The organism is Streptomyces olivoverticillatus (genome assembly GCF_014203555.1).
GTDB classification, from domain to species: domain Bacteria; phylum Actinomycetota; class Actinomycetes; order Streptomycetales; family Streptomycetaceae; genus Streptomyces; species Streptomyces olivoverticillatus.
The window spans coordinates 1,130,932-1,157,791 of sequence record NZ_JACHJH010000001.1; the positions used below are offsets into that span (position 1 = coordinate 1,130,932).

At 69.2% G+C, this 26,860-nt stretch carries 24 protein-coding genes and 1 rRNA gene; 10 read left to right on the forward strand and 15 right to left on the reverse strand.

What is annotated here, in order from left to right; translation table 11 throughout:
* Window positions 1–62: 62 nt before the first annotated feature.
* The 5 genes from FHS39_RS05330 to FHS39_RS05350 are packed head-to-tail and all read left to right on the forward strand — an operon-like array spanning window position 63 to window position 6,707.
* Window positions 63–902, forward strand: coding sequence for a DUF8175 domain-containg protein (locus FHS39_RS05330; RefSeq protein WP_184346548.1), 840 nt, complete (start codon window positions 63–65; stop codon window positions 900–902).
* Complete coding sequence (locus FHS39_RS05335) at window positions 892–2,277, forward strand: hypothetical protein (protein ID WP_184346549.1); 1,386 nt, start codon at window positions 892–894, stop codon at window positions 2,275–2,277. The genes FHS39_RS05330 and FHS39_RS05335 overlap by 11 nt, the downstream gene beginning before the upstream one ends.
* Window positions 2,274–3,833 carry an SCO6880 family protein gene (locus FHS39_RS05340; RefSeq protein ID WP_221462299.1) on the forward strand — a complete coding sequence of 520 codons (1,560 nt, stop codon included), beginning with the start codon at window positions 2,274–2,276 and terminating at the stop codon, window positions 3,831–3,833. Before FHS39_RS05335 ends, FHS39_RS05340 begins: the two co-directional genes overlap by 4 nt.
* 35 nt (window positions 3,834–3,868) lie before the next feature.
* Window positions 3,869–5,245 carry an ATP-binding protein gene (locus tag FHS39_RS05345; RefSeq protein WP_184346550.1) on the forward strand — a complete coding sequence of 459 codons (1,377 nt, stop codon included), beginning with the start codon at window positions 3,869–3,871 and terminating at the stop codon, window positions 5,243–5,245.
* A 46-nt stretch (window positions 5,246–5,291) separates the two neighbouring features.
* Complete coding sequence (locus FHS39_RS05350) at window positions 5,292–6,707, forward strand: type VI secretion protein (RefSeq protein ID WP_343069362.1); 1,416 nt, start codon at window positions 5,292–5,294, stop codon at window positions 6,705–6,707.
* A 7-nt stretch (window positions 6,708–6,714) separates the two neighbouring features.
* On the opposite strand, the gene FHS39_RS05355 is transcribed toward FHS39_RS05350, so the two are convergent.
* The 10 genes from FHS39_RS05355 to FHS39_RS05400 form a co-directional block, all read right to left on the reverse strand.
* A complete protein-coding gene (locus FHS39_RS05355; RefSeq protein WP_184346552.1) occupies window positions 6,715–7,911 on the reverse strand; it encodes a zeta toxin family protein in 1,197 nt (398 codons plus the stop codon).
* Between the two features lie 21 nt (window positions 7,912–7,932).
* Entirely contained in the window at window positions 7,933–8,415 is a 483-nt protein-coding gene (locus tag FHS39_RS05360; protein WP_184346553.1) for a hypothetical protein, read from the reverse strand.
* Between the two features lie 46 nt (window positions 8,416–8,461).
* Window positions 8,462–9,076, reverse strand: a complete 615-nt coding sequence (locus FHS39_RS05365) for a hypothetical protein (RefSeq protein WP_184346554.1) — start codon at window positions 9,074–9,076, stop codon at window positions 8,462–8,464.
* On the reverse strand, window positions 9,073–10,857 hold the full coding sequence (locus tag FHS39_RS05370) for a type IV secretory system conjugative DNA transfer family protein (protein WP_184346555.1): 1,785 nt from the start codon (window positions 10,855–10,857) through the stop codon (window positions 9,073–9,075). Before FHS39_RS05370 ends, FHS39_RS05365 begins: the two co-directional genes overlap by 4 nt.
* Window positions 10,854–12,470, reverse strand: a complete 1,617-nt coding sequence (locus FHS39_RS05375; protein WP_184346557.1) for an ATP/GTP-binding protein — start codon at window positions 12,468–12,470, stop codon at window positions 10,854–10,856. Before FHS39_RS05375 ends, FHS39_RS05370 begins: the two co-directional genes overlap by 4 nt.
* Before the next feature lie 147 nt (window positions 12,471–12,617).
* Complete coding sequence (locus FHS39_RS05380; RefSeq protein ID WP_184346559.1) at window positions 12,618–14,129, reverse strand: SCO6880 family protein; 1,512 nt, start codon at window positions 14,127–14,129, stop codon at window positions 12,618–12,620.
* Window positions 14,119–15,564 carry a hypothetical protein gene (locus FHS39_RS05385; RefSeq protein ID WP_184346561.1) on the reverse strand — a complete coding sequence of 482 codons (1,446 nt, stop codon included), beginning with the start codon at window positions 15,562–15,564 and terminating at the stop codon, window positions 14,119–14,121. Before FHS39_RS05385 ends, FHS39_RS05380 begins: the two co-directional genes overlap by 11 nt.
* Window positions 15,564–16,346 (reverse strand): DUF8175 domain-containg protein, encoded by a 783-nt coding sequence (locus FHS39_RS05390; RefSeq protein WP_184346563.1) that lies wholly within the window; start codon window positions 16,344–16,346, stop codon window positions 15,564–15,566. Before FHS39_RS05390 ends, FHS39_RS05385 begins: the two co-directional genes overlap by 1 nt.
* Before the next feature lie 21 nt (window positions 16,347–16,367).
* The gene (locus FHS39_RS05395) at window positions 16,368–16,625 is read right to left on the reverse strand and encodes a hypothetical protein (protein ID WP_184346565.1); all 258 of its coding nucleotides are present in this window, start codon (window positions 16,623–16,625) and stop codon (window positions 16,368–16,370) included.
* Between the two features lie 33 nt (window positions 16,626–16,658).
* Window positions 16,659–18,059 (reverse strand): hypothetical protein, encoded by a 1,401-nt coding sequence (locus FHS39_RS05400; RefSeq protein WP_184346567.1) that lies wholly within the window; start codon window positions 18,057–18,059, stop codon window positions 16,659–16,661.
* 209 nt (window positions 18,060–18,268) lie between these two features.
* Here FHS39_RS05400 and FHS39_RS25975 point away from each other — a divergent pair, with 209 nt between their 5' ends.
* Genes FHS39_RS25975 through FHS39_RS05415 form a run of 4 tightly spaced genes read left to right on the forward strand, consistent with a single transcriptional unit; the run spans window position 18,269 to window position 21,723 of the window.
* Window positions 18,269–18,457 (forward strand): helix-turn-helix domain-containing protein, encoded by a 189-nt coding sequence (locus FHS39_RS25975; protein WP_425507738.1) that lies wholly within the window; start codon window positions 18,269–18,271, stop codon window positions 18,455–18,457.
* A gap of 31 nt (window positions 18,458–18,488) precedes the next feature.
* A complete protein-coding gene (locus tag FHS39_RS05405) occupies window positions 18,489–19,475 on the forward strand; it encodes an NlpC/P60 family protein (protein WP_246469969.1) in 987 nt (328 codons plus the stop codon).
* Window positions 19,472–20,113 (forward strand): hypothetical protein, encoded by a 642-nt coding sequence (locus FHS39_RS05410; RefSeq protein WP_184346571.1) that lies wholly within the window; start codon window positions 19,472–19,474, stop codon window positions 20,111–20,113. The genes FHS39_RS05405 and FHS39_RS05410 overlap by 4 nt, the downstream gene beginning before the upstream one ends.
* Window positions 20,110–21,723 carry a hypothetical protein gene (locus tag FHS39_RS05415; protein ID WP_184346573.1) on the forward strand — a complete coding sequence of 538 codons (1,614 nt, stop codon included), beginning with the start codon at window positions 20,110–20,112 and terminating at the stop codon, window positions 21,721–21,723. Before FHS39_RS05410 ends, FHS39_RS05415 begins: the two co-directional genes overlap by 4 nt.
* 19 nt (window positions 21,724–21,742) lie before the next feature.
* On the opposite strand, the gene FHS39_RS05420 is transcribed toward FHS39_RS05415, so the two are convergent.
* The 4 genes from FHS39_RS05420 to FHS39_RS05435 form a co-directional block, all read right to left on the reverse strand.
* Window positions 21,743–22,891, reverse strand: coding sequence for a serine hydrolase domain-containing protein (locus tag FHS39_RS05420; RefSeq protein ID WP_246469831.1), 1,149 nt, complete (start codon window positions 22,889–22,891; stop codon window positions 21,743–21,745).
* A gap of 115 nt (window positions 22,892–23,006) precedes the next feature.
* Entirely contained in the window at window positions 23,007–23,720 is a 714-nt protein-coding gene (locus FHS39_RS05425) for a response regulator (RefSeq protein WP_184346576.1), read from the reverse strand.
* Complete coding sequence (locus FHS39_RS05430; RefSeq protein ID WP_184346578.1) at window positions 23,717–24,922, reverse strand: histidine kinase; 1,206 nt, start codon at window positions 24,920–24,922, stop codon at window positions 23,717–23,719. Before FHS39_RS05430 ends, FHS39_RS05425 begins: the two co-directional genes overlap by 4 nt.
* Window positions 24,923–24,933: 11 nt before the next feature.
* Window positions 24,934–25,494, reverse strand: coding sequence for a GNAT family N-acetyltransferase (locus FHS39_RS05435; RefSeq protein WP_184346580.1), 561 nt, complete (start codon window positions 25,492–25,494; stop codon window positions 24,934–24,936).
* A 75-nt stretch (window positions 25,495–25,569) separates the two neighbouring features.
* Here FHS39_RS05435 and FHS39_RS05440 point away from each other — a divergent pair, with 75 nt between their 5' ends.
* On the forward strand, window positions 25,570–26,532 hold the full coding sequence (locus tag FHS39_RS05440) for a hydroxyacid dehydrogenase (protein ID WP_246469833.1): 963 nt from the start codon (window positions 25,570–25,572) through the stop codon (window positions 26,530–26,532).
* A 64-nt stretch (window positions 26,533–26,596) separates the two neighbouring features.
* Here the strand turns inward: FHS39_RS05440 and rrf are convergent.
* A 5S ribosomal RNA gene (gene rrf / locus FHS39_RS05445) occupies window positions 26,597–26,713 on the reverse strand.
* Window positions 26,714–26,860: the final 147 nt, after the last annotated feature.

Consider the following 26,860-nt stretch of genomic DNA (forward strand, 5'->3'; position numbering starts at 1 on the left):
ACACCGCTACCGTCATATACGGGCGGCAGGCCGGCCACGACGGATGAGGAAGCAGGCGAGCGATGAGTCTCGGCGACGACGGTTACGGCGAGGACGACCGCCACCACGTGACGCGTACGCGGCTGCCGGAGGGCGAGGTCGACCCGTACGCCCCTGCCGCCCGGCGCGGGCGGCCTTCCGGGCGGAACCTGATCACGGTCGTGGGTGTCGTGGTGCTGCTCATTGCGGCGATTGCCTTCGCCAACAGAGGCGGCGGGGACTCGGCGTCGTCCGACAGTGCCGACTCGGCGTCGGGGCACAAGGGCGTCAGCAGCGGGCCGACTGCGCCGTCGGGGACGAAGCCGGTGGAGGGCAAGAGCGGGGGGATCGCTTCCGGTTTCGCTCATTCGGAGCAGGGGGCACAGTCGGCGGCGGCGAATTTTGCGGTGGCGCTGGTTTCGGCTGACATCCTCAAGCCCGAGAGACGGCACGAGATCGTGCCGCAAATCTTCGTCAGCGACAAAGTGCCCGAGCTCCAGAAGAGCCTCGACAACGCCTATTCCAAGGACTTCCTGTCCAAGCTCGGCTTGAACGAGCAGGGCGAGGCAGCCAAGGGCATGACATATGTGTCACGCACCGCACCGATTGGCACGAAGACCACGTCGTACAGCGATGCCTCCGCATCCGTCGACGTCTGGTGCACAGGCTTGTTCGGGACCGCAGGAGTCAGCTCCACCAATCCAGTGGCCAACGATTGGTTCACCATGACCATCAAGCTGCGGTGGGTGGACGGCGACTGGAAGGCCGAGAGCTTCGCGCAGAAGGACGGCCCGGCTCCGGTCAACAGCGATCGCACCGCATCCAACGCCGACGAGATCGCGAAGGCGGTCGAGCAATACGGAGGGTTCAGCTATGCCCGGTAGGCCCCGCCGTGCTCTCGCTCTCGCCGGCGTCATGGCGAGTCTCCAGGCCAGTGTCATCCTCTTGGCCACTCGCGCGGTAGCCGCGCCCACACCGCCGCCATCGGCGCCAGGTTCGACACCGGCGGCCACTCTGACGCCCGCTGCGACCCCGACGCCGACGCCGAGCCCGTCTGCCAAGGACCAGTGCGACCTCATTGTCGGCCCTGCCAAGCAGTACTGCCAAGGCGGCAAAGGCACCGGCGGCACCACCCAAGTCCCCGCCGATCCCGGCGCCGCGGACCCCCTCACCTCCCTCTCCAAAGGCTGCGCCGACGCCGCCTCCTGGATCGTCGACAAGCTCTCGCAAGCCGTCCACAAGACCGGCAACGTCGACTTCACCAACCCCGCCTTCCTCCGCCAGTACGCCGTCGTCTTCGCCGCGTCCACCATCCTGACCCTCGTCCTCTGGCTCCTGGCCGTCGCCAAGCGTGCCGTGCGCGGCGTGCCGTTCACCGAGGCCATCACCGAAGCCGTGGGCTTCCTCTGGCTGACCGTCCTCGCCTCCGCCTTCACCCCGCTGATCCTCTACACCGTCGTGTCGGCCACCGACGCCGTCACCGAGGTCATCGCCACCGGCGCCTCCTCGAACAACGACGCGTTCTTCGGCGGCTTCGCCGACGCGCTCAAGAAGGGCCAGGGCATCGGCGGCGGCCCGATCATGTTGATCGTCGTCTCGCTCGTCTCCGTGCTCGCCGCGGGCGTGCTCTGGCTGGAGCTCGTGATCCGCGCCGCCCTGCTCTACGTCGGCGCGCTGCTCGGCACCGCCGTCTACGCGGGGCTGGTGGACAAGAACATGTGGGGGCACGTCCGCCGCTGGGCCGGGATCATGATCGCCGTGATCCTGGTGAAGCCGATCATCGTGATCGTGCTGGGGCTCGCCGGAGCGCTCTCCTCCGGCAAGGGGCCGAACTCCTTCTCGGCAGTCGTCTCAGGCCTCGCCATCATCATCCTCGCCATCTTCGCCAGCGCGATGATCTACCGCTTCGTACCCGGCTTCGGAGACGAGATCATCAGCAGCCGCAACGCCAGCAACGACGTGGCCTCACGCCGCGCCGCCGCGGTGATCTCCTCGCCCGCCGCCCTGGTCAAGCAGGGCATCACCACCCACAGCGCCCGCGGCAACGGTGGCGGTGGCGGTGGCGGCCAGCAAACGGCCCCCGCCCGTCCCGCCGCGCCGCTGTCCGGTGGCGTCGCCGCCCACAGCGCACGGCCCGCCGCCCCCGCAGCGTCCGGCGGCGGCAACGGAAGCGCTCCCTCCGCCCCTGCCCCCGCACCGCGGGCGCAGAAGAACGGCAACAGCAACAACGGCAAGGCATCCGGAGGTGAGCGGAGTTGACGATCCCGGCCCAGTCCCAGCCGATCGCGGCCCGCCGTACGTATCTGATCGGCCGCGCACGACCCAATGCGGTGGTGGGCAAGAACCGGGAGACCGGCGAGATCGCACTGATCATCGCGGGCGCGTTCATCGGCATGATGTGCGGGCTGCTGGTGCCGATCCTGCCGCTGCGCATCGTCACGCTCTCCGGCTTCCCGGCCCTCGCGCTGGCGGCCGTCTACGTCCCGTACAAGAACCGCACGTTCTACAAGTGGTTCGAAATCAACCGCACGTACAAGCGCACCCTGCGCCGCGGCACGACGTACCGCTCGTCCGTCATGGAGGCCGGCACACGCGCGGACGGGCGTGAGGTGGAGGTCGGTCCGCCGCCCGGCATCGGGCGGATCAACTGGCTGGCCGCCCCCTTCGGGCCCGACGAGATCGCCGTGCTGCTGCACGCCGACCGCCGCACCGTCACCGCCGCCATCGAGATCGAGGGCCCCGGCGTCGGGCTGCGCGACTCGGAGGACCAGGAGGCTCTCGTCGAGCGGTTCGGCACGCTGCTCAAGCACGTGGCCAACGGCGACGGATACGTCACCCGCCTGCAGATACTGGCCCGTACGCTGCCCGCCGACCCCGACGCGCACGCCAAGGACGTCGAGCGGCGCGGCGACGACACGTCGCCGGACTGGCTCAAGGACTCGTACGACCAGCTGCAGTCGATGGTCTCCACCTCCTCCGAGCAGCACCGCGCCTACCTCGTGGCCTGCATGCACTACAGCCGGGAGCTGGCCTCCGAGGCGCAGGCCATCGCCCGCGCCTCCCGGGTCGAGGGCGGCAAGCGCCGCATCGACCGGGACGCGGGCCTGGCCGTCGTCATGGCGCGCGAGCTCACCGACATCTGCGCGCGGCTGGCCGAGGCGGACATCCGGGTGCGGCAGCCGCTCGGGCAGGGCCGGCTGGCCTCGCTCGTGCACTCCATGTACGACCCGGACCACCCCATCGACCACATCCAGGCCATGACCAAGCGCAACGCCTGGCCGGCCGAGCTGGACGCGATGGAGCCGACGTACCTGCAGGCGAAGACGCGCGAGTCGAGCACGCGCGCGCCCTGGTGCCACGCCACGGCCTGGGTGAAGGAGTGGCCGATGACGCCGGTGGGCGTCAACTTCCTCGCCCCGCTGCTCGTCCACACCCCGGACGTGATCCGCACGGTCGCGGTCTGCATGGACCTGGAGCCGACGGACGTGGCGATCGAGCGCATGCTCACCGAGAAGACGAACGACGACGCCGACGCCTCCCGCGCGGCCAAGATGAACCGCGTCGTCGACCCGCGCGACGTCGCCCACCATTCGCGCGTCGACCAGCGCGGCGAGGACCTGGCCAGCGGCGCCGCGGGCGTCAACCTCGTCGGGTACATCACCGTCTCGTCCCGCTCGCCGGAGGCACTGGCGCGCGACAAGCGGACCATAAGAGCCTCGGCGGGCAAGAGCTACCTCAAGCTGGAGTGGTGCGACCGCGAGCACCACCGCGCCTTCGTCAACACGCTGCCGTTCGCGACCGGCATCCGCCGCTAGAGACGTAGAGACGTAGGGACGTTAGGGGTTTTCCCGTGCTCGATCCGCTTGCCGCCGTCACCGACGCCTTCACCAGCTTCCTCTTCGGAAAGGTCGAGACCACCCGGCTGCCCGTACGGACCTCCACCGGACAGGCGCAGGCCGTCTACCTGCCGACCGCGGCACCCGGCCTCGGCGACTCGGGCGTGATCATCGGGCGTGAGGTGTACTCCGGCAAGGGCTACATCTACGACCCCTTCCAGCTCTACGGCCAGCAGCTGCCCGCCCCGCACTGGCTCGTCCTCGGCGAGTCCGGCAACGGCAAGTCGGCGCTGGAGAAGACCTATGTGCTGCGGCAGCTTCGCTTTCGCGACCGGCAGGTCGTCGTCCTCGACGCCCAGGGCGAGGACGGCGTCGGCGAGTGGAACCTGATCGCCCAGCAACTGGGTATAACCCCCATCCGGCTCGACCCGATGACCGCCCGCGAGGGCGGCATCCGCCTCAACCCGCTCGACCCGGCGATCACCACCACCGGCCAGCTCGCCCTCCTGCGCACGATCATCGAGGTCGCCATGGGCCGTGGCCTGGACGAGCGCTCGGGCTTCGCCCTCAAGGTCGCGCACGCGTACGTCAACGAGACGATCCTCGACCGGCAGCCGGTCCTCACCGACATCGTCGAACAGCTGCGGCACCCGGAGCCGGAGTCGGCGGAGTCGATGAACGTCGACATAGACGACGTACGGGCCTGGGGACTGGACGTCGCGCTGGTGCTGGACCGGCTGGTGGACGGTGACCTGCGCGGCATGTTCGACGGGCCGACGACCGCGGGCATCGACCTCGACGCCCCACTGATCGTCTTCGACCTCTCCCACATCGACCGCAACTCCATCGCCATGCCGATCCTGATGGCGATCGTCGGGGTGTGGCTGGAACACACCTGGATCAGGCCGGACCGCAAGAAGCGGATCTTCCTGGTGGAAGAGGCCTGGCACATCATCAACTCGCCGTTCGTGGCGCAGCTCTTCCAGCGGCTGCTGAAGTTTGGACGGCGGCTGGGCCTGTCGTTCGTGGCGGTGGTGCACCACCTGTCCGACGTGGTCGACGGGGCGGCGGCCAAGGAGGCCGCGGCCATCTTGAAGATGGCCTCGACCCGCACGATCTATGCCCAGAAGGCCGACGAGGCACGGGCCACCGGCCGGGTGCTGGGCCTGCCCCGCTGGGCGGTGGAGATCATTCCGACGCTCACGCCGGGCATTGCAGTGTGGGACGTCAACGGCAATGTCCAAGTGGTCAAACACCTGATCACGGAGGCCGAGCGGCCGCTCGTCTACACGGACCGGGCCATGACGGAGGACGGCGGAGGCCTCGGCCGCGAGGCAACGGCGCCCCTGGGCGGGGCGGAGGCCTCCTCGGCCGAGTCCACGGTGGCGTGACGTGCCGATAGAGGACCCGCGGGGGCAGGGGCGTACAAGCGGGGGCGTGCCGGACGGTCTGCTGATCAGCTGCATCGCCTTCCTGCTCGGCCTGACGGTGCTGGTGTGGACGGCCACGGGCCTCGCCGCGTTCTTCGCGCATGGCGCGTGGCCGGAAGGGGTGACCTTCCTCCGTACGCCGCAGGCGCTGCGGCACCTGATGACGCAGCCGCGCGACCTGCCGTCGGCGTGGCCTCAGGCACGGACGGGGGAACTGTCGGGGTACGGGCTGTTCTGGGGCATCCTCGTCGGCGAGGTGCTGGTGGCGGTGGTGCTGACGGTGTTCGCGATCGGCACGGTGGCACGGTGGAGGGGGGTGCGGGCGCGACGGGGGGAGGCTGTGGTGGCTGTAGCGCCGCCGGTGGCGGTGCCGGCGTCCGTACCAACGGAACCCGCGCCGACGCCCGCGGCTATGGAAGTACCCGCTGCTGTGGAAGTACCACCTGCTGTGGAAACGCCTTCTGCTGTGCAAGCTCCCCCTCCCGCCCCCAAAGAACCCCAACGACTGGTCTTCGGCGCCGGGGTGGAGGAGCGGAGGGCAGCGGCCACCCGAGCGATCGTCGAAGCGCCGGGCCCGGTGCTCGTGGTCACCAGCGACCCGGTTCTGTGGTCGGACACGAAAGGCTCGCGGGCGAAGCTGGGACCGGTGCAGGTCTTCGACCCCAGCCATCTCCTCGACACCCCCGACCGGCTCCGCTGGAACCCCACCGCCGGCTGCGAGTCCCGCGACACGGCTGCTGCCCGCGCGGCTGCGCTCCTCGCGCCCGTACGCCCCCTGAGCACGCTCGACTCGGCGACCGCGGACACCGCCGAAACCCTGCTGCGCTGCTGGCTGCAGGCTGCAGCCGTCGACGGCCGCCCGTTCCGCCAAGTGCACCGCTGGGCGCAGGGCACATCGGCCCACGAGCCGGTACGGATCCTGCGCACCAGCCCCAAGGCGATCGGAGGTTCGGCGGGCGAACTGGAGTCGGCACTCACCGGCCACCCGGAACGTCGCGAGATGGCCGGTGAGTTGGTGGTACGGGCGCTCAACGCCCTGATGTCCATCCACATTCGCGACGCGTGTAATCCCAATCGGGCCAATTCCGTTGCGCTGGAATCTTTTGTGCCCGAGGGGGGAACGCTGTACGTGGTGGGTGAGGCGATTGAGGATCCCCGCACCCGCCCGGGCGCGATGCCGCTGCTGACCGCCCTCACCCAAAGCGTGGTCGAGCGCGGCCGGCGCATGGCCGAACGGTCATCCTCCGGTCGGCTCGACCCACCACTTACCGTCGTCCTGGACGACGTCGCGGCGGTGGCCCCGATCCCCTCACTGCCGGAGCTCCTCCGGGCGGGGGACGGGCTGGGATTGCCGATGTGGGCGTCGATGCGCTCGGAGGAACAGGCGCGGGCCCGGTGGCCGGGAGGCCTCCCAGCCACCTGAGCCGATCTCAGCGCTCCTGTCCGCGTCCCCGTTCCTGCCGACGCCGGTCGTCGTGCTGCTGCGCAGTCCGCTGTGCCTGGGGCTGATTCTTCCCCTGACTCGGAACTTGCGCCTGCCCCTGCCCCTGCTGCTGAGTGGATGCCTTGCCGCCGACGACGGCGTTGGATTCCACTTCTCTCCCACCGACCCGACTGCGCAACTGCTCAATCTTCGTCTGAGTGGCGAGACTGGGCGATTCCTTCGACTTCTCCTGGGACTGCTCCCTGGACTGCGAGTTCTCGTAGGTCTTGTGCGTGACCTTCCCGCTCTCGTCCCGCTGCCAGCTCTCCATCCGCTCCGGCGCGGCCTTGGAGTGCGGGGTGTAGTAGCGGTCGACTTCCTTGACCGCCGCGTGTTTCTGAATCAGCTTCTCGGCGTTGTCGGCGGATATGGCCCGGTCATCCTGGCCCTCCTTGTACATGTACCCGACGACCTCGTTCGGCACCCAGCGGCCGCCGAGCTCCTTGGAGACGTCCTGACCCTGCGCGGCCTTCTCCTGGACCTCCTCGTACGGGCCCTGCCAACGGCCGTTGACACGTTCCTGCGCGACTTCCTTGGAAGTCTCGACGTCAACGACGTGGACCTCGTAGCCCGCCTGGTCCAGCTGATTGACGAGCTCGTTCGACCACCACTCGCTGGCGAGGGTGCCGTCGATGACGACGTTCTCCCCGGCCTGGAGCGACATCGCCATGGCCTTGTCGGAGATGAGGCCGGACTCCTCGTGCACCAAGGCGGCCATCTCGCGCGGGAAGAACTGCTCGCCGGGCTGTCCCATGCCTTCCGGGACCATCTTGCTGAAGCTGCCGTCGTTCAAGGACTGCTCAAGCAGCTTGTCCTTGAACGCATCCGGGTCGACCTGGCGCCAGCCTTCGGAGCTCAGCCGCTCCTGCACACCGGGCAGCACCGAGGACTTGCCCGCACCGGGCGGACCCGCCGTGATGATGGCTATTCGGTCCTTGCCGGGGTTGGGAGTCCCGTTGTGCCAGTCGCTGAGGATCTTGTCGTGAACGGCCTGCCGACTGGCAGTGGGGCGCAGCTGGTCGCCGACACGGACGAACCAATCCGGGTTGTTGGTGGTGGCCGTCGGCGCCTTGAGCCCGAGCCGCCCGTCACGAGCGGCCTCCTCCAGAGCTTGGCGATGTGCCGTTGTCTTCTCAGGGTCCACAGTCAATGCCTGCCCGCGCCCTTACTGGCCCCGCTGCGCGTAGCGCCGCAGGATCGTGTCGTACGCCTCGCCGTCGATGTACTGCTGGTAGAGCGCGGACTCCACGTCGTCGAAGCTGCCCGCGACCGACGGCCGGAAGTCATTGAGCAGGTTCTCGGCCCGCGGCCCGACGGGAATGTACGGCCACGTCGACAGCGCCTCGATCATCTCCTCGCGGCCGATCTCACCCGCCGCATACCGATTGATGACGTGCTGAGGGCTACGGCCCGAACGCCCCGGCAGAACCGGCTCCAGCCGCCGCGCCTCCTCCACCAGCTCGCCCACGTTCGTGGGGTGCAGCCCAATGGCACTGCCGATCGCGTCCAGGCTCTCCCCGGCCTCGACGGCGGCCAGCGCCGCCAGCGCCTTGCGCTCGTGGGCCAGGGTCTCGCGCGCCTTGTTGGCCGCCAGAATCCGCCGCTCGGCCTCATAAGCCTCGCGAGCCTGCTCAAGGTAGGCAGACATGGTTCCTCCAACTTGTAGCTGTACTAGCTGTACTTACACGCAGGGCTCAGCCGAACTGCGGCAGCAACCCGCGGTCCGTCACCGGCAGGGCCCTGCCCGCCGTGTGTCCCGTGTTGCGGCATGCGTTGGGTATGGCCCGGCCGACGCGCGCCAGCGTGTCCCAGAGGCTGCGGTCGTGCCAGTAACCCGACTGGTCGCCCGCGCCTTCGGCCCGCTCGTCGGCGAGCATCGCCGCCTTCCAAGCGGAGTGGAGGCCCGCCAGCTCCTCCACCGCCCCGCCGTGCTGCGGCCAGCACACCGGGACCTGGAACTCGCCCTTGAGCTGGTAGTAGTTCTGCAGCCAGTCGACCCAGTCGGCCAGCTCGGTCCACTCATCGGGCGTGGCACGGGCCGCCCAGGGGCGCGGCCGAGGGGGCTCGTCGCCGTCGTCGGAAGCCCCCCCATTCGCCCCCTGCGCCCCCTGCGCCGCAAGCGCGCCCGTCTCCACCCGTTCCCGCAGTTCGTCCAGCTGCTCCTGCAGGCCGTTGATCAGGCCTTCGAGCCGCTGGGCCCGGTCGTAGTCCTGGTCCGCGATCTGGCCGACCAGGTCGACCACCTCGATCAGCTGGGCCTCCAGGCCGCCGATCGTCGGTACCGGTGCTTCCGTCACTTCTTCGCTCACTGCTGCTTCTCCATCGGAACCGGTGGCATCCCGGGCACCGGCGGCGCAGCCACCTGCACCCCGTACAACCGCTTCGACTCCTCCACGATCGCCCCCTGGTCCGTCTCCCAGTACGGCTCCGCCTCGACCACCATCGGGCGCACCCCGTGCATCATGACCACCATGCGGCGCTCGGGCAGTGCCGCGAGGTCGGCCACCGAGAGGATGTCCTCACGGCGGGTGGTCTCGGACGTCGACTGGTTGCCGATGAACGAGCGGGAGTCGTTGTTGCGGGTCATCTGCGGGGCGTCCCACTGGCCGACCAGGTCCGAGACCTTCTTGAGCAGACCGTCCGTGTCGGAGGAGCCGCCTCCGTACGTCTTGCAGGCGGCCGCGTCCCACAGGGTCTTCATGCCGAACTCGCCGAACGTGTCCTCGCCCTGCGCCCACGACTGCAGCCAGGCCATCACGATGATGCCCTTCGACCGGTAGTGGGTGTAGAGGTCGGGCAGCTGGCTCCAGCGGCAGGTGTTGGCGACCTCGTCGAGTGCCGCGAGCAGCGGCGGGTTGAGGCGGCCGCCGGGCGACTTCTCCGAGGTGCGGTCGGCGGTGGTGAGGATCGCCGCCGAAAGCGCCGTGGTCAGCGGCGCCGCCGAACCGACGCCCTTGCGCGACAGCAGGTAGATCGTGTCGGTGGACAGGACGAACTCGTCCGGGCGGAACTCCTGGCGCGTGCCCAGCTCCTCCGGCCGGCAGGTCACCCAACGGGTGATCTCGTCATTGGTCAGCCAGCGGACGAAAATCTCGGCCGTCGCGAAGATGGACTCGCGAGTCTTCTCCGGCAACCGCCGCATCGCCTCGATGCCGGTCGCGGCGACGGTCGCGCCGTGCTCGCGCAGGATCTCGTCCGGCTCGGAGTTCTGCGAGTCGCTCAGCCAGAGGTAGACGTTGCTGAGCTGCTGCCCGTCCATCGCAGCCGCCAGCAGGCACCAGCTGAGCAGCTGCTGGCCCTTGGGGTCGAAGAAGCCGTCCGCGCGGGCCTTGGCCTCGGCGTCCTTGCCGGCGTCGACCAGGGTGCTCATCAGCTCTTCGGCGTGCGAGAGCGTACGGATCTGGCGCAGCGGGTTCCACCACCAGGTGGGCGGCTCCTCGGCGATCTGCTGAGGGTCGAAGACCCACGTGTTGCCCTTGTACGAGCGGGCGAGCCGCGTCAGCGTGACGATGTCGTTCTTGTTGGACGACGCCACGCACGCGCCCGGCGCGCTCAGGATCGCGGGGATCACCTGCGCGACGGACTTGTGGCGGCCCGGACCGGCGATGGTCAGGTGCAGGTACTCCCACGGCGCGTACACGCGCCGCCCGGTCGTCACCGAGCGGCCCATGCGCATGCCGGGCTCAGCGGTGTCGATCTGCAGCCGCTGCGCGGTGCGCTCGGCGGCGGCCTGGAGGGCCACCTGGTCGCGGCGGGTGGTCATGCGCCGCGCCGCGTCGTTGTTCGACTTCTTCGACACGCCGCCGCGCCAGCTCTGCCGCACGCCCCGCGCGACCGTCGCGGCGATGCCGGCCACCACGGCCAGTTCGATCAGGACGATCACGGTGGCGGCGGTCGTCCAGTGCCAGTCGCCCGTGGCCAGGCCGAACAGCGGCGCGAACGGCCCGACGGCCTCCCAGCTGCCCGTGGCCCACCACTGGGCGCCCACCAGCGCCACGTAGCTGCCGCCGACGAGGAGCAGCACGACGCCCACGGCGGCGAGGGCGAGGTACTGGGCCGGGCCGGCCTGATCGGGTCGGCGTACGGTCATCGGCCCGCTCCCGCGCGCGCGGCGTCCCTGGCCGCCGACGCCGCCTTGGACAGGTCCAGGACCCCGGCCGGGTCCTCGTCGTCGGCGATGCGGTTGGCCCACCGCTCGTTGGTGTCGTTGAGCTTGATCTCGGCGCTGGTGAGCGCCGTCTGGATCGGGATGCCCGCGTTGGCACCCGCCTTGACCAGGAACTTGCCCCGGCCGGGCGGCGGCATCTCCTTGCCCGTCTTGTTGTCGATGCCCGGCGGGATCGACCACTCGACGATCAGTTCGCGCTCACGGCTGGACAGCGGCACGATCGCGTTCAGCGCGTCCATCTCCGCCCGCGGCAGGCCGCCCAGGAAGACCATGCCGCTTCGCTCGACGAAGCCCTTGGCCTTCTCCCGGTCCTCCGGGTTGGGCAGCGAGAGCAGGTCGGCGGTGGAGTGCGTCGTCATCGACTGGCCGATGCCGATCTGACGGTTCAGACGCGTCAGCTCGTCGACGCGGTCGACGAGACCGACACCGGCGCGCAGGATGCGCCACAGCTCGTCCAGGACGAGGAAGAAGTTCCGGCGCGGTTCGAGGCCGGCGGCCGTGAGCCGGTCGTGCGCCTCGATCGACGCGAACGCCTCGGCCCAGCAGGTCAGCAGCACCGCGCCTTCCAGCGTCTTCTCGCTCGCCGGGATCGAGGACAGGTCGATGGAGACCGGCCGGTCCAGGGACAGGCGCTCGCTGGTCTGCCGGTTGAAGGTGTTGGCCAGCGGACCCTCGACCAGCGACATCAGCGACTTGAGGAGCGGCTCGATCGCCAGCCGGTACTTGTCGTCGTTGCCATCGGCCAGCACCATGCGGCGCAGCGCCTCCGGGCCGTCCTTGAGCAGCTGCGCCAGGTCGCCCAGGATCGGCGGACGGCCGAGGTCGGTGTCGTCCAGCAGCTCGATGGCCCGGCCGAGGAGCGCCTCCTCGTCACCGGTGATCAGCGACTTGCGGACGATCGCGATGAGGGCGGCGACCATCGTGGAGCGGCGGCCCGTCGCCTCCTGCAGCAGGCTGTGCCGGGCGCTGCCGACGAGCCGGGAGGCGGCCGAGCCCATCTCGCCCAGGTCCAGCGGGTTCAGCGCGCCCATGCCGCGGCCGAGCTGGATGACCTGCCCGCCCAGCGCCCGCATCAGGGCCGTGTACTCGCCCTTGGTGTCACCCGGGACGAGCGAGACCGTGCCCCGGTAGTCCAGGCCGACGATCATCCGCCGGTTGATCGTGGACTTGCCGAGACCCGGCTTGGCCAGGGTGAACATCGACGGGTTCGAGATCAGGTTCGCCCGCTCGAACCAGGCGATGGGGTCGCAGCACAGGGTCGCGCCGGTGACGATGTTGCGCCCCAGGGGCACGCCCACCATGGGGGTGCCCGCGCCGACGACGTACGGCCACAGGCCGCACACCTGGCGGCTGGTGCCGCGGTACTCGGTGGGCAGGTCCAGGTAGGAGACGCGCCCACCACCGGGGCCGAGCATGCCGCGGCTGCCGATACGGGGCACCTGGCCCCAGTTGCGACCGCTCAGCACCAGCCCCTCGCCCGCAGCGGCGGAGCCGACACCGGCGGTCTCGTCGGATTTCTTCGAGCGCCGGAACATCGACGCAACCCCCTTGTGCGTTTGGTTTACAGAGCGGGTGCCTGCCGCCGTCCGCGGCCGCTTGCATCAGCGGCTGGGGACGGCGGCTCGGCGGTGCTGCGGAAGCCTGCGTCGGCTTCGGAAGCCTGCCTCAGTGGCCGCAGACGACTACTTCAGCGTCTTCGGCAGCTTCAGCGTCACGTGCTCCGGCAGGATCACGCCGATCGGCAGGGCCGCGAGGAACCCGGCGTCCTGGCTGCCCCACGCGTACCGCAGCGCGATACGGGCGGGAGCCGACAGGTTCTCGACCGCCACCTCGGCGGCCTGCACCCGGCTCTTCTCCTCGTCCTCGTCGTCGAGCACGGTGGCGGTGACCACCAGGCCGAACAGGGTCAGACCCGCACCGCGGGCCTCCTCCTGCCGGGTCTGGGCGGCGGCGATGTACTCGGCCTCCGCGTGCGCCTGCCCGTTGCGGGTGGTCTCCGTACGGCTGCGGGCCGCGCGGTAGTCACGGTCCGCGATGGTGGCCGCCTCGGCGGGCGAGTGCGGCCGGTAGATCAGGCTGACCCGCTTGCGGTCGATGTCGCCGTGCGCCGACAGCAGATTGCGCAGCACGTCGGAGAAGACCTCGCCGCGCGGCGCCTCGCCCATCATCCAGGTGACGCTGGTGGCGCCGTCGTGCCAGTACGACTTCGACTTCGCCACGTGCGTCGTCGGCCCGGCCTGCGCCCAGGTCAGCCCCGAATCGCGGCCGGCGGCACGCGCCTGGTCGATCAGCTGGGAGACACCGGGCTCGTACGCGGTGCGCACCACCTCGGCGATCTCCGTCGCCGACAGCGGCGCACAGGCACCGGCACCGGTGGTCGCCAGCCGGGCCGTCAGCGACGGCAGACGGCGGCCGATCTCCACCGCCATGTCGGCGGCCGCGCGCTTGCTGCGGCCGATCGCGGAGGAGGCGTCGTAGACGAGGGAGAGGTAGGTGTTGATGGTCGGCGAACCGGACGGGTAGTCGCGGTCGATGTCCGCCATCACCTGCCGGGCGAGCCGCGAGGCGCTGTCCGAGGCCTGGTGGGTGATCTCGTTGTGCAGCTTCTCGCCGCTGTCCGGGGCCACCTCGACGACGACCTGGAAACCGACCAGGCTCGGCTCGCCGCTCATGGTGCGCATGAACTGGCCCCAGTTGGCGACCCACGAGTCGACGTCGGCCTGGTCGACGAGGCTGCCGCCCTGGGAGCTGCAGGCGATGGTGACCGCGTACTGCTCCACGTCGTGGTAGTGGATCATCCCGAAGGGACGGCCGAGACCGTCCGTGGCCTCGTACATGTCACTGGCCATGGCCAGGCCCGGCAGCAGCGACTTGCCGCCGGGGACCTTGGACAGCACTCCGGAGCGGTACACGTTCTGACCTTTCATCACTCCCACGCCCCAGGCGAGGCGCGAATACATCAGGGTGCCCAGGTGCCGCCCGTACCGGTCGCGCACGGCGAGCGGTACGAGCACGATGGCACCGACGAGCAGGATCAGCACGCCCACCATCATGTCGAGCGGCGCGGCGGTGCCCGCCGCGGCCAGGAAGATGAACAGCACACCGGTGGGCACCAGGCCCAGGCCACCGAGGCCCGCCGAGCGGGGGCGCCGGAAGTTGCCGTACGTGCGAAGTTGCTGCACCTCAGGCGCCATCGGGTCCTCCGCCCACATCTGCCGCATCGTTCATGCCGCCGATCACGGCGGCCTTGGCGGTATCGACCGCCTTCTTGGCGACGACGGCCGCGGCACCTACCGGGCCACCCGCGGCACCCGCACCAGCACCGGCGGCTGCACCGCCCGCACCGGCACCTGCGCCTGCACCAGCTGCACCGGCACCCGCGCCGGCACCACCTGCAGCGCCTGCACCAGCACCGCCCGCGGCGCCCGCACCGGCACCGCCCGCGGCGCCACCGGCGGATCCGGAACTCGCGGCACCGGAGGCGCTGCCGCCGATGCCACCACCGCCGGAAAGCCCGGACGCCCCGGATGAGGACAGGCCTGCCTGACCTGCACCGCTGGGCGAACCGGCGTCGTACGAAGCCTGGGAGCCCGCACCCGACGACGAGGAGCCCGAGGGGCTGCCACCGGAAGAAGAGCTGGCCTGGGAGATGGCCTCACCGACGATGTCACCACCGCCGCCTCCACCACCGGTGAGGGCGATACCGGCGGGCTGGAACAGCTTGAGCAGCGCGGGCAGGACGAACACGGCACCGGAAAGCAGAACAAAGCCGGTGATACCGGAACCGAGGTCCTTGTCGGTGCCCGAACCCATGAGCCGGTACGCGGCCGCATAGACCGTCGCGGCGGCAGGCTTGAGGCACAGGAACGCCATCACCCAAGTGATCCAGCGGCTGAGCCAGCGCGAGCCCGTGCCGGTGAAGGCAGTGGACGCCGGAATGGCGATCGTGCCGCACAACAACACGAGGATCGCGGCCCGGAAGTACATGAGGATGAGCTGGAGCAGGGAGCAGCACACGGCGACGAACACCATCAGCAGGGGAACGGCCGGTCCCCCGAGAACGGCGGACATTCCACCGATGGCGGCCGCGGCCGCACCGAGCTTCACATCGGCGTCCCCGCCGAGCGACTCGTTGATGATCCAGTCGGTGTACTGATCACCGGCCTCGATGGCGAACTGCACGCCCAAGGTGAACGTGAAGTTGAGCAGGACGAGTTTGACCATCCCCTGCAGGATGTTGCGCAGCTGCTGCCCCGCGCCGCGCAGCTCGTAGGCCATCTTGGCCCCGACGACGATCAGGCAGACAGCGGTGAGGGAGGAGGACAGCCACAGGGTGTGGTCGGCCAGCCATTTCGCCACGTCGGAGGCGCCGGTTGGGGATGTCCCGTTGTTGAAGTCTTTGACGTTGTCCGCTGACACGCCTGGTGTGGAGACTTTCAGCCAGAGCGACGTCACGGCGGCAACGATCTTGCCGAGGCCGGCGGCGAGGGACTTGAGGAGGTCGTCGATCCAGCCGCTGACTACGCCGCCGACGGCGCCGGTGACTTTGTCGACGCCCTTCTCGACCAGCTTGCAGCCCTTGTCGACCAATACCCAGTTACATGGATTCCAGTTACTGCCGCCGGGCATTACAGCCCCCTAAATTGAACATAGCCGGCCATGTCGGGAATGACACTGCTGGACGACTGCAGGTGACCGTCGTCAGCCGGAACCACCTTCCAGTCGCCGTCCGACCACCGGACTGTCACCTGGAAGACCTTCAACGTACCTGCGCTTCCATCGCCGTTGACCAGAGAGACGACCGCGGTTTCATCCGTGTACGTCACCATCTGGAAGCCGGCAAGCTGCGCCAAATCACCGGCGGGGATGGGCTGGTTGATCTTCTTGGCGCCGTCAAGCAGAGTGTCGCGCCCCGGCCCGGGGAGCAGCATGTCGTTCATCGGCTTGGTGTCGGGCAGCGCCACGATGACGCGGTAGTAGCCGTTGATGGCAGCCATCAGCGCACCGCGCGGCGTGTGTGCGTAGCAGCCGGCCGTCAGACCGTCGAACTTCATGGGCCCAGCGCTCTTCGAGCGGGGAAGTACAGCCGAGTTCACCAGCTCCCAGGTGACATCCTGCGGCGCCGCCGTGGGCACCTTCTTGTCGGTGTCGGTGGGCGTGCAGGTGCCGTCCGCGGGCTTGCTCGTTGCGGACGAAGAACCGTTACTGCTGCCGCTGCTCCCACCGGAAGCGGGCGCGGCGGTGGGAGCAGCCGTACCCTTGCCTGCGGCGCTGCTGCCCTTGCTGTCATCGTCCTTCGTGACGACGACGAACACGCCGAGCATGACCACCAAGAAGATGATCACGGCGCTTGTGATGAACAGGCCACCTCCGAGTTTCCCCCGGTCCTGCCCGTCTTTCCTGTCAGCCATCTGTACTCCCCGTGAAGGCGCCTAGGACAGCAGCGCGTTGGCCAGGGCGGACCCGGCGGAGATGATGATGCTGCCGCCGCAGGCCCCGCCCAGCGCCTTCATCGCGCGGGACGAGCCGTGGCCGGAGAAGTACGCCCAGCACAGGATGGCGCCGGAGATCACAAAGGCCACGCCGGCCGCCCAAGCGGCCATGTAGGTGATCCAGCCGGTAATGTCCTGGATCTTCCCGCAGGCCCCGGGCGGGCAGGTACCGAGGGCGAGGACGATCTTGTCGTTCAACGTGTTCCTTCCAAGTGCGGACTGTGAGGTGTTTCAGGAGCCCAGGCGCGTGGCCGGGTCCGGAGGCGGCAGCTCGGCTTCCTCGCCCGCCGAAGGCGGACGCTGCCACTCGGGCCTCGGCGGCGCCGGCTGCAAGTAGGGATTACGCGGATCCGGCTTGGGCGGCTGCGCCACGGCGGGCACGCCTTGCAGGGGCGCGGGCTTGGGCGCGGGCGCGGCGGTCCGAGCGGGGGCCGGAGCCGGGGCGGCCTGGGCAGCCTGGACAGGCGCGACCGGCTGCGCAGGCTCAGGCTCCGTGGCCTGGACCACGGCGGGACCGGGCGCGGAAGCCATGGCAGGGCCCGGCGCGGGAGCCGGCACCGGTGCGGGCGTGGACGCCTGGACGACAGCCGCGGCCGGCTGCGCGGAGGGCTGAACAGATGCAGGAGCCTCGGCATGCACGTCACCCGGCCCGGGCGCAGGAGCAACAACCGGACCCGGCATGGCAACCGGGCCGGGCCGGGAACCGCCCGCATGAGCCATCAACGGCTCCGCCACGCGGGCAACCTCGGGTTCGGGCACGAGGACAACCGCAGGCTCGGGCGCAAGCACAATCGCCGGCTCCGGCACAGGGGCAACCACCGGCTCAGGCACAAGGACAACCGCAGGCTCGGGCGCGAGCACAACCACAGGCTCAGGCATGGGCGCAATCATCGGCTCCGGCATACGGGCCACCTGCGGCTCCGCCGCAACCGCACCCGGAACGTCCCCTAGCGCCGCATCAGCGGCCCTGGCCGACGGCCCCGGCGGCAGCGCCAGCTGGATGTGCGGCAACGGCAGCTGCAGCAACGTTTGTTCAAGCGCTTCCAGCTCCTTCACGCGCTTGCGTGCCTTGCCGCCCTCCCGCCACTCCTCGACCCACGGCACCTGCCAGAACTGACCAACGGCGCCGGTCAGGACGCGTATTCGGTCGCGAACGGAGCGCGGCGGCTTGGTCGGCGCGTCCGCCATGAGAACCAGGCCGACGATGTTCGTGCTCGCCGGCGCCTGCCCCGAGTGCCACTCCTGCAACGCGGCCTGAGCCGCGGCCAGCCCACGCGCATCCGCACGTGCGACCAGCACGATGTGCACGCCCGAGACGGCACCGTGAATGTCCGGCCACCGCCGGTTCGCGTCACCGCCACCGCCGACCGTACGCAGCAGCGTGGAGACCCCGGCACCCCCGTGCACGCCGAGGGCCCACCACAACACGCCCTCGGCAGGCGGCATCGGCTGCGTGCCGAGCTGCACCTGCGGGGCCTGGACGGAACCGACCTGACGCTGAACCGGAAGCGGCGGCGAGACGGCCGGACCAAGCGCCTGCTGAGCAGAAATCTGCGACACATCCTCCGGAGCAGGCGCAGTCTCGGCATTCGGCTGCGGCGTGACCCAAAGGTTCGGCCTGTCGTCAGCCATCCCCGTTTCCCCCCTCTCCGCGTTCGTCTTGCCAGATCGCGGAGGTTTACAGTACCTGAGCGGACGTCAAGACCGCCCCATAAATTCGAACAGCTACGAACAACACTTGATACCGTGCGATCTTGCCGCACGGTAGATCAGCCGGGGGAAGAGGGTGGATGGAGCAGCACTGCGTGAGTGCAGATCCGCTGGCAAAGTATCCGGACGTCATGAAGCCCCGAGAGGTTGCAGATGTTCTACGAGTTGAAGTCCAGACCTTGGTCAGATGGTTAGGGGACAGCCATGTCCCTGGGTTCCAAATCGGACCAAAGCAGGAATGGCGGATATGGCGTGAAGAACTCCGCCAATATCTGCACGCAAACCGGAACATCACGAACGTAGCTAAGAAATCCGCTTGATTGCATTGCGTTCCAACGGGGGGTCGTGACGATGCGTCTGCGCCGCAAGGCTCAGGCGGGCTGGGCCGCGCTGATGTGCTTGGTCCTGGCCGGCTGCGGAATGGTCAACCACGGGAGCATAGGCGGGGGGTTGAAGGACGGCTCCATACCGAAGCCCGAGTACATCCCCTGGATACTCAAGGCCGGGGCTATCTGTCCACAGATACCCCCGGCCATCATCGCCGCCCAGATCGAGGCCGAGAGCAGCTGGAACCCCAAGGCCGTGTCTCCCGCCAACGCAAAGGGGCTGAGCCAGTTCATCCCCGACACCTGGGCGTCCTACGGTGTGGACGGCGACGGCGACGGCGTAGCCGACCCCTTCGACCCCTACGACGCGATCATGTCCCAGGGGACCTACGACTGTGCGATCGCGAAGGAACTCCTGCCCGACGTCTCCAGCGGCAACGTCAAGGGCGACATCGTCGCGGTGACGCTCGCCGGCTACAACGCGGGCCCGTTCCGAGTCACCCAATTCCATGGGATACCGCCCTACGAGGAGACCCAGGACTACGTCGCCTCGATCCTCAAGAGCGCCGCGAAGTACCAGGGTTCCCTCAACAGCGGGGGAAACGTTCCTTCGGATGGCAGTACGGGCGCGAGGATCGTCGCCGCGGCTCGCAGCGTCCTCGGCATGCCCTACATCTGGGGCGGCGGCGGCAGCGAAGGCCCCACCGGCGGCGGCTTCGACTGCTCGGGCCTCACGCAGTTCGCGGTCTTCCAAGGCACCGGAGGCAAGGTCGAAATCCCGCGTACCTCCCAGACCCAGCGCGGCGCCGGCACCTCCATACCCTCCACTCCGGAGGCCATGCAGCCGGGCGACATCATCGTCATCAACAACGACGGCGACTGGGGCCACGTCGGCCTTTACATCGGCAACGGCCAGATGATCCACGCACCCCGCCCGGGCAAGACGGTCGAGATCACCGACCTCGATCCGTACTGGCTACAGTTCCCGTGGGACGTCAGGAGAATGGCATGACCAACGCCCCCACCCGCCATGGTCGTCCGGCCATCGCAGCTGCTGCAGTCTCCGTCACGCTGGCCCTCGCCCTGACCGGCTGCGGCAGCAGCAGCCACAAGGGCACCGGCGCCGGCCCCAAGGCTTCCACTCCGCCGCCCACCTCCCGCCCGGATGCCAACTACTCCCCCGCCCCCGCCCTCCCCAAGGGCAAGGCGGGGACGCCCAAGGGCGGGCTGCCCAAGGACGTCGACGCCAAGGACGCCACCGCGGTCGCCCAGGCGATCGCCGTGGCCAACCGGACGTACGACACCGACCTCGACGCCAGTCCCGCCGACGCCCAGCGCCGGACCGTCCAGTGGCTGAGCGACACCCTGGCCAAGAACGTCGCCGACGCTCAGTCCCTCTCCCAACCCGACGCGGCCTGGCGGACGATGGCCGCTCACCACGGCTACACCACCGTCACGGCCAAGCGCGCCTACGACGACCAGCAGCCCGACACCGCCACCGAGGCCTTCCGCCAGTTCGAGGTCACCGTGACCACCCTCGGCCGCGACGACTGGAAGGGCCCCACCGACACCTGGGTGCAGTGGATCCACCTCACCCGCACCAGCTCCGAACAACCCTGGAAAGCCGACACGATGCGAGTGGCCAAGTGACGACAGGCACCGACCCCAGCACCGTCCCCGACTGGCCCGCCCCCGTCGTACGCCTCACCGGCCAGGGCACCGTCGAAGTCGACGGCGTCACCGTGGCCCTGCCGCCGGACCTGGACAATGCCGAGGCCCGGCAGTGGGCCGTGATGAACGTCGCCGAGCGCTACGCCCGTCTCGGCCGCGCCATCCGCGTCACCGCCATCGAGCCCGACGGCACCACCTTCCCCCTCATCGTGCACCTCGACGGCACGGTCGAGGCCCTCGCCATCGAAACCACCGGCGGCCGACGCGGCTGGCGCCGCCCCCGCTCCGCGGACAAGCCCGCGGCCAAGAGCAGCAACGCCCAGTCCGGCCCCTCGCAGCGCGGCAACGCGCGGAACAACGCCAAGGGTCCCGCGCAGCCGGGCAACAAGTCCCAGGTCAAGGGCATGATCGCTGCGGGCGGCTTCCTGGGCCTGATCGCGCTCGGCGCCGTCGTCGTGCTGTCCGGCGGTGGCGGTAGCCCGTCCTCGGCCCCTCATACCGAGGCCACGACCCCGTCCGTCAGGCCGACCCCGCCTCCTCCCGCGAACCTGCCGCGCCCCGCCCCCGACGGCTGGACGACGCGCGCCGCCTGGGCCCTCAAGGTCAGCAGCCAGATCACCCCCGCTGTCGACGAGGACGGCACCATCGCCGCCGTCACCGACCACGGCCAGCTCGAGATCCTCGACCCGTCCGGCGTGCCCAAATGGACCGCGGGCGTACCGAACGACGCCTCGGGCAGCCTGGTATTCACCCACATCGACGGGCAGCGCGTCATCGCCGTCACTGCCGGGCAAACCCTGCACTACTGGCGTGTGGAAGGCCAGGACCACTCCCACACCAGCGTCGGCATCCCCATCTCCGGCACCGTGACCTTCCTGGGTCCCTCCCCCCTGATCTCGCTGCAGGACTCCACCGCCGCCGTGATCGCCGACGGCAAGGTCCAGAACGTCGACCTGCCCGTGCGGGCCACCGCGCTGGCCGCCGACAAGCAGACGGTCCTGGCCGCCGACCCTTCCGGCCACTGGTGGCGCCTGGCCCCCGGCCGCCAGCCGGACAAGGGCCTGGAGATGAAGGCTCCCGCTGACAAGACCCAGCTCAACACCGTCCTCGGGGTCGACGGCAACCGGCTCGTCGGCGTGTGGAAGAAGGACGACACCACCTGGGTCTCCGCCTACGACGCCACCACCGGCAATCCGCTCGCCACAATCAAGGGCGGCAAGGACCCCGGCAGTCTGAACGTACGCGCCGCCGGGCCCCTGATCGCGGTCGGCCCGCTGCTGCTCGACACCCAGAACAACACCGGCCGCGAGGTCACGGGAGCCACCCCCAAAAGCGCCGCCGCCGGGCGTATCTACGCTCTCGACCAGCAGCAGCGCTGGCATGCGCTGACCACCGGTGCCGACGTCGTGATGTCCGGCCAGGACGTGGCGATCCCGCTGGGCGTAGCCGACAAGCGTGCTCTCGTGCTCGCGGACAAGCTGGGCGACAAGCTGCTGTACGCGCTCACTCCAGGCAACACCACCGGGCAGCCCTCCTCCAACAGCTCGGGCCAGGTCGCCGCCCCGGAACCTCCCGGGCGCTCGTCCTGACCTGAGAGCGTGCCTCTTCCTACTTCTTCTTCACGGGCCCAAGGGCGGCGGCGATGATCCGGGACTCGGTCGGGTGCACAACGTCGGCCTTGGCGTCCGTGGCGTTGACGGAGTAGACGAGGGTGCTCGAGAGGTTCTCGGTGGCGGCGAAGCCGTTCAGGTAGCCGTAGCGGTTGCCGGTCTTACCGTAGTAGGTCTTGCCGCCCATCTCTATTCGGGCCAGGCCGCTGGTGTACGCAGCCTTGCCGCCGCCGTAAGCCGGGACGTCGGGCACCTGGAACATCAGCTTGAGCTCGGGCTGGGGCACGACACGGCCGCGGAAGAGGGCGGTGGTGAAGCGCTCCAGGTCGGCCGTGGTGGTGACGAGGTCGCCCGACGCCCAGGTGACGGACTGGTTCCATTCGGACACGTCCATCAGCTTGCCCTTGTCCAGCTGGTATCCATGGGTGTGCCGCCCGTGGATCTGCGGGTCGTTGCCCGCACTGTAAGTGTCCTTGAGCCCGGCCCGGTTGATGACGCGCTCGCGGACCTGCTTCTCGTAGGACTGCCCGGTGACCTTCTCTATGAGGAGGCCCAGCACGTTATAGCCGATGTTGGTGTAGTGCTGCTGGGTGCCCGGGGCGAACTCCATGGGCTTGCCGAAGCCGCTCTGGACGAGCTCACGGTGGTCATAGCTGGTGAAGCGGTGCTGATACTGCCAGTCGAAGTCGCCAGGCATGTCACCACTCGGCAGGCCACTGGTGTAGTTCAGCAGCTGCTTGACCTGCACGTCCGGGTAGTTGGCGGGCAGCAGGCCCGGCAGATACTGCTGCACGGTCCCGTCCAGGCTCAGCTTGCCCTCATCGATCAGCTGCAGCGCGACAGCGGCCGTGAACGCCTTGGTGATGCTGCCCGCGCGGAACCGCTCATCTCCCTTGGGCGCCTGGTGAGTGCGGATGTCCGCCTCACCCGATACCCCCAGCCAGTGGCCGTCCTGACCGCCCAACCGGACCTGGGCAGCGGTCGCGTCCGCGGCCGGCAGCCCCGCGATCGCCTGGCGCACGGCCTCGGCGGTCGGCGGCGTCTGCCGAGCCGCGTGAGCCTGCGGCGCGGCGGCGGCGGGGCTGATGGCAGCCCCGCCCATGACGGCGGCGACGGCGATGGCGGCGGCAAATGCCTTACGGTGCAAGGTGACTCCTCAGGTCGGGCGGCCGGGCCCCGACGGGCACGTCCGGGAAGGACACGTCCATCCTCGCGATTCACGCCGCCCGGCAAATCGCCGACGTGAGGGGTCTTGGCGAGCCTCAGACTCCCCCGCGCGAGGGAGCGCCCACCGCGGCGCCAAGACCCCCAGGCCCGTCCGCGCTCCCCGGCGCGATCAGCCCCGACTCGTACGCGCAGATCACCGCCTGGATCCGGTCCCGCAGTCCCAACTTCGAGAGCACGTTGCTGACGTGCGTCTTCACGGTGTGCTCGCTCACCATCAGCTCGGCGGCGATCTCCGGGTTCGACAAGCCGCGGCCCAGCAGCACCAGCGTTTCCCGCTCACGCGCCGTGAGCACCGACAGATCGGGCCCCGCGGCCGCCGCCACCACACCCCGGCTCGTGAAATCCGCGACCAGACGGCGCGCCACGGACGGCGCCAGCAGCGAGTCCCCGGCCACCACCACCCGCACCGCATGCACCAGATCATCCCGGCGCACGTCCTTCAGCAGAAAGCCGCTCGCCCCGGCGTGCAGCGCCTCGTACACATAATCGTCCTGGTCGAAGGTGGTGAGGATGACGACCTTGGTCGCCGACTCCGCGCACACCACCCGGGCCGCCTGGATGCCGTCCATGCGCGGCATCCTGATGTCGAGCAGCACCACGTCCGGCGCATACCGCCGCACCGCCTCGACGGCCTCCACGCCGTCACCGGCCTCGGCCACCACCTCGATGTCCGGCTGCGCCGACAGAATCATCGCGAAACCGCTGCGGACCAGCTCCTGGTCGTCGGCGACCACCACACGGATCGTCATGTCCCCACCTCCGCCGGTGAGGAGACCACAAGCGGCAACTCGACGGCAACGCGGTACCCCCGCCCTGTGGACAACGGACCGGAAGAGGCCGTTCCGCCGTGTGTCACGGCCCGCTCACGGATACCGATCAGCCCGCGGCCGCTGCCCGTGACGTGCGGCGTTCCCAAGGCCGTACCGTCGTCGGTCACGCTGACGGCCAGCCGGTCACGACCCCAAACGAGGCGGACCACCACGGAGGCGGCGTCCGCGTGCTTGAGGACGTTCGTCAGCGCCTCCTGGACCACGCGGTAGACCGCGACCTGCGCATCCGGAGCCAGCCGCCCCGGCTCTCCAGCCACCTCCAAGGCCACGTCCAGGCCCGTGCGCCGGACCTCCCCCACCAAGTCCTCGAGAGCCGCGAGCGTTGGCTGCGGACTGCGCCGGCCGACGTCTCCCGGCGCCTCCTTGAGCACGCCGAGCATCCGGCGCAACTGCACCATCGCATCGCGGCCCGCCCCCGCGATCGCATCAAAAGCCGCCTCCGCACGGTCGGGATCGGACCGGACGACCAAAGGTCCGGCTTCCGCCTGCACAATCATCAAGCTCACGGCATGAGAGAGGATGTCGTGCATCTCGCGGGCGATACGCGCCCGTTCACGCTCGGCAGCCCGCTCGGCCTCCACCTCACGAGCCCTCTCCAGCTCTGCGGCCCGTAGCTCAACGGCCTCCGTATAGGCCTGCCGGGTGCGCGATAGCACGCCCAGCGCGTACACCATCAAGAAGAGGAAGAACGAAAAGAGATATTCCCGCGCGGTGTTCGTCCGGAGCGACACCGCAACAGCCACCAGCGGAAGACCGACGCCGCACATGACACGCCGCTGCCAGACGCCTGCCTGGGCAGCGACGGTGAAGATCGCGACCAGCGGACTGTAGGGCAATGGCTGCCCGGGTCCGTCCATGGGGAGATAGAGAAACCCGGCGGCAGTAATGGAGAGCAGTACGGTCAGCGGAGCCCTGCTACGCCACAACAGCGGCAGCACACTGAGCGTCGTCATGCCGTACGTGAGCCAGGTAGCGGCCGGCACATCGGGAGAACGCGGCACGACAAAGGGAATGGTCACCGCCGCCTGCACCACGACGGTGACGACCGCGTCGATGACCCGAGGACTCGGATGCGCCTCGCGCAGCCTATGGAGCAGAGATAGCTGCCGGGGGCCAATCACAGCACGCACTGTCAGACAGCGCCGTCCCGGTTGATGGCCATTTCGTACTCGAGAGCGGAGGGATCGCCTTCCATGGGAATGGTGATGCCGGTGCGCTCGAATCCCAGCTTCCCGTAGAGGCCCTGGGCCCGGAGGTTGTCTTGGTGCACATAGAGACGCACGCGCTCGATCCGCGGGTCCGACAGCGACCACGACCAGTCGAGGGCCGCGCGGAACAACGCCTGCGTCAGCCCGGTCCCGCGGTGCTCAGGGCTCACGAACACACCGACGATGTGCGCCTGCGGTATGGACGCCGGTCCTCCGAATGAGCCTTCCACGCCCGGAAGTTCTATCAGGACGGTGACCGTCCCGGCCCATTCTCCATCCGGGCCCTCGGCTATGAACGCCAGGACGGTCTTGCCCTCCGAGCTTCTGCGCACCCGCTCCTGCCAGGAGCTGTCGGGCTGCACGGAGGCGTTCTCGTAGGTGTCGAGGAAAGCGATGGGTGCGGCGGGATCCAGGAGGGCCGTGAGTCGCAGCGCCTTGAACTGCTGCCACTCGTCGGCGCGTACGGGCCTGATGATGTGCTCCATCCGCAGATGGTCGCGTCATGAGGACGGCTCGGGCAATGTGTTTTGAGTCTCCGGGGGGAGGGCAGAGGGCTGCCCATGAGCGGCGTCAAGACGATCGCGATCGCCATGGGTGCGGATGTGGCCGATGCTGTTCTGCCTGCAGAACTGCGGCAAAAGCTGGCCGAGTTCGGAGAACTGACTGACGAGGTGGAGGGTGCCGACATCCTCATCACCGGATGGGGCTGCCCGCCGCTGACCACAGCGATCCTGGATGCCGCCCCGCGGTTGCGAGTGATCATTCACGCCGCGGGGTCGGTCAAACGGCTCGTGACGGATGAGGTGTGGGAACGCGACATCACCGTCTCGTCGGCCGCCGACGCGAACGCCGGCCCGGTGGCTGACTACACCTGCGCAACGATCGTCTTCGCGGCAAAACGAGCCCTCGCCACGGCGGCCTCTTATGCGGAGGGCCGATGGCCCGGCTTCGGTGAACGGCGAGGCTCGGATGAGTTGGTCGTAGGGGTCATCGGGGCATCACGCATCGGCCGCCGGGTGATGGCCGGGCTGCGGGGATCCGATGCCGGCTACCGGGTTCTGCTGCACGACCCCTACGTCGACGCAGCAGATGCCGAGAGGCTGGGCGCCGAGCTCGTCGGTCTCGACGAGCTGTGCAGGTCGAGTACGGTCGTCACCCTGCACGCGCCCGATTTGCCCGAGACGCGGGGGCTGTTGAGCGCCGGCCGCCTGGCGCTGGTTCCCGACGGCGGGACGGTCGTCAATACGGCACGGGGTTCACTCATCGATACGGAAGCGCTCACCCTGGAATGCGCGACGGGGCGCCTGGATGCCTTCTTGGACGTCACCAATCCCGAGCCGCTGCCTCGGGGGCATCCGCTGTTGGCGCTGCCGAATGTGCTGGTCACGCCGCATATTGCGGGGGCTCAGGGGAGCGAGGTGCGTCGGCTCGGGGCCTATGCGGTTGCGGAAACGGAGCGCTGGGTGCGGGGGTTGCCGCTGCTGGGAAAGGTGAATCGGGGGGAGCTTCGCCGATTGGCATAAAGTTGGTCCGGAAATGCAAGAAGGCCCCGGCAGTATCCCTGCCAGGGCCTTCTCATCACAATTAGTTCGGCGGCGTCCTACTCTCCCACACGGTCCCCCATGCAGTACCATCGGCGCTGAAAGGCTTAGCTTCCGGGTTCGGAATGTAACCGGGCGTTTCCCTAACGCTATGACCACCGAAACACTATGAAGTTAACCAACCGGAACACAACACGGTCGTTACTTCAGAACCTACACAGTGGACGCGAGCAACTGAGGACAAGCCCTCGGCCTATTAGTACCAGTCAGCTCCAACCGTTACCGGTCTTCCACACCTGGCCTATCAACC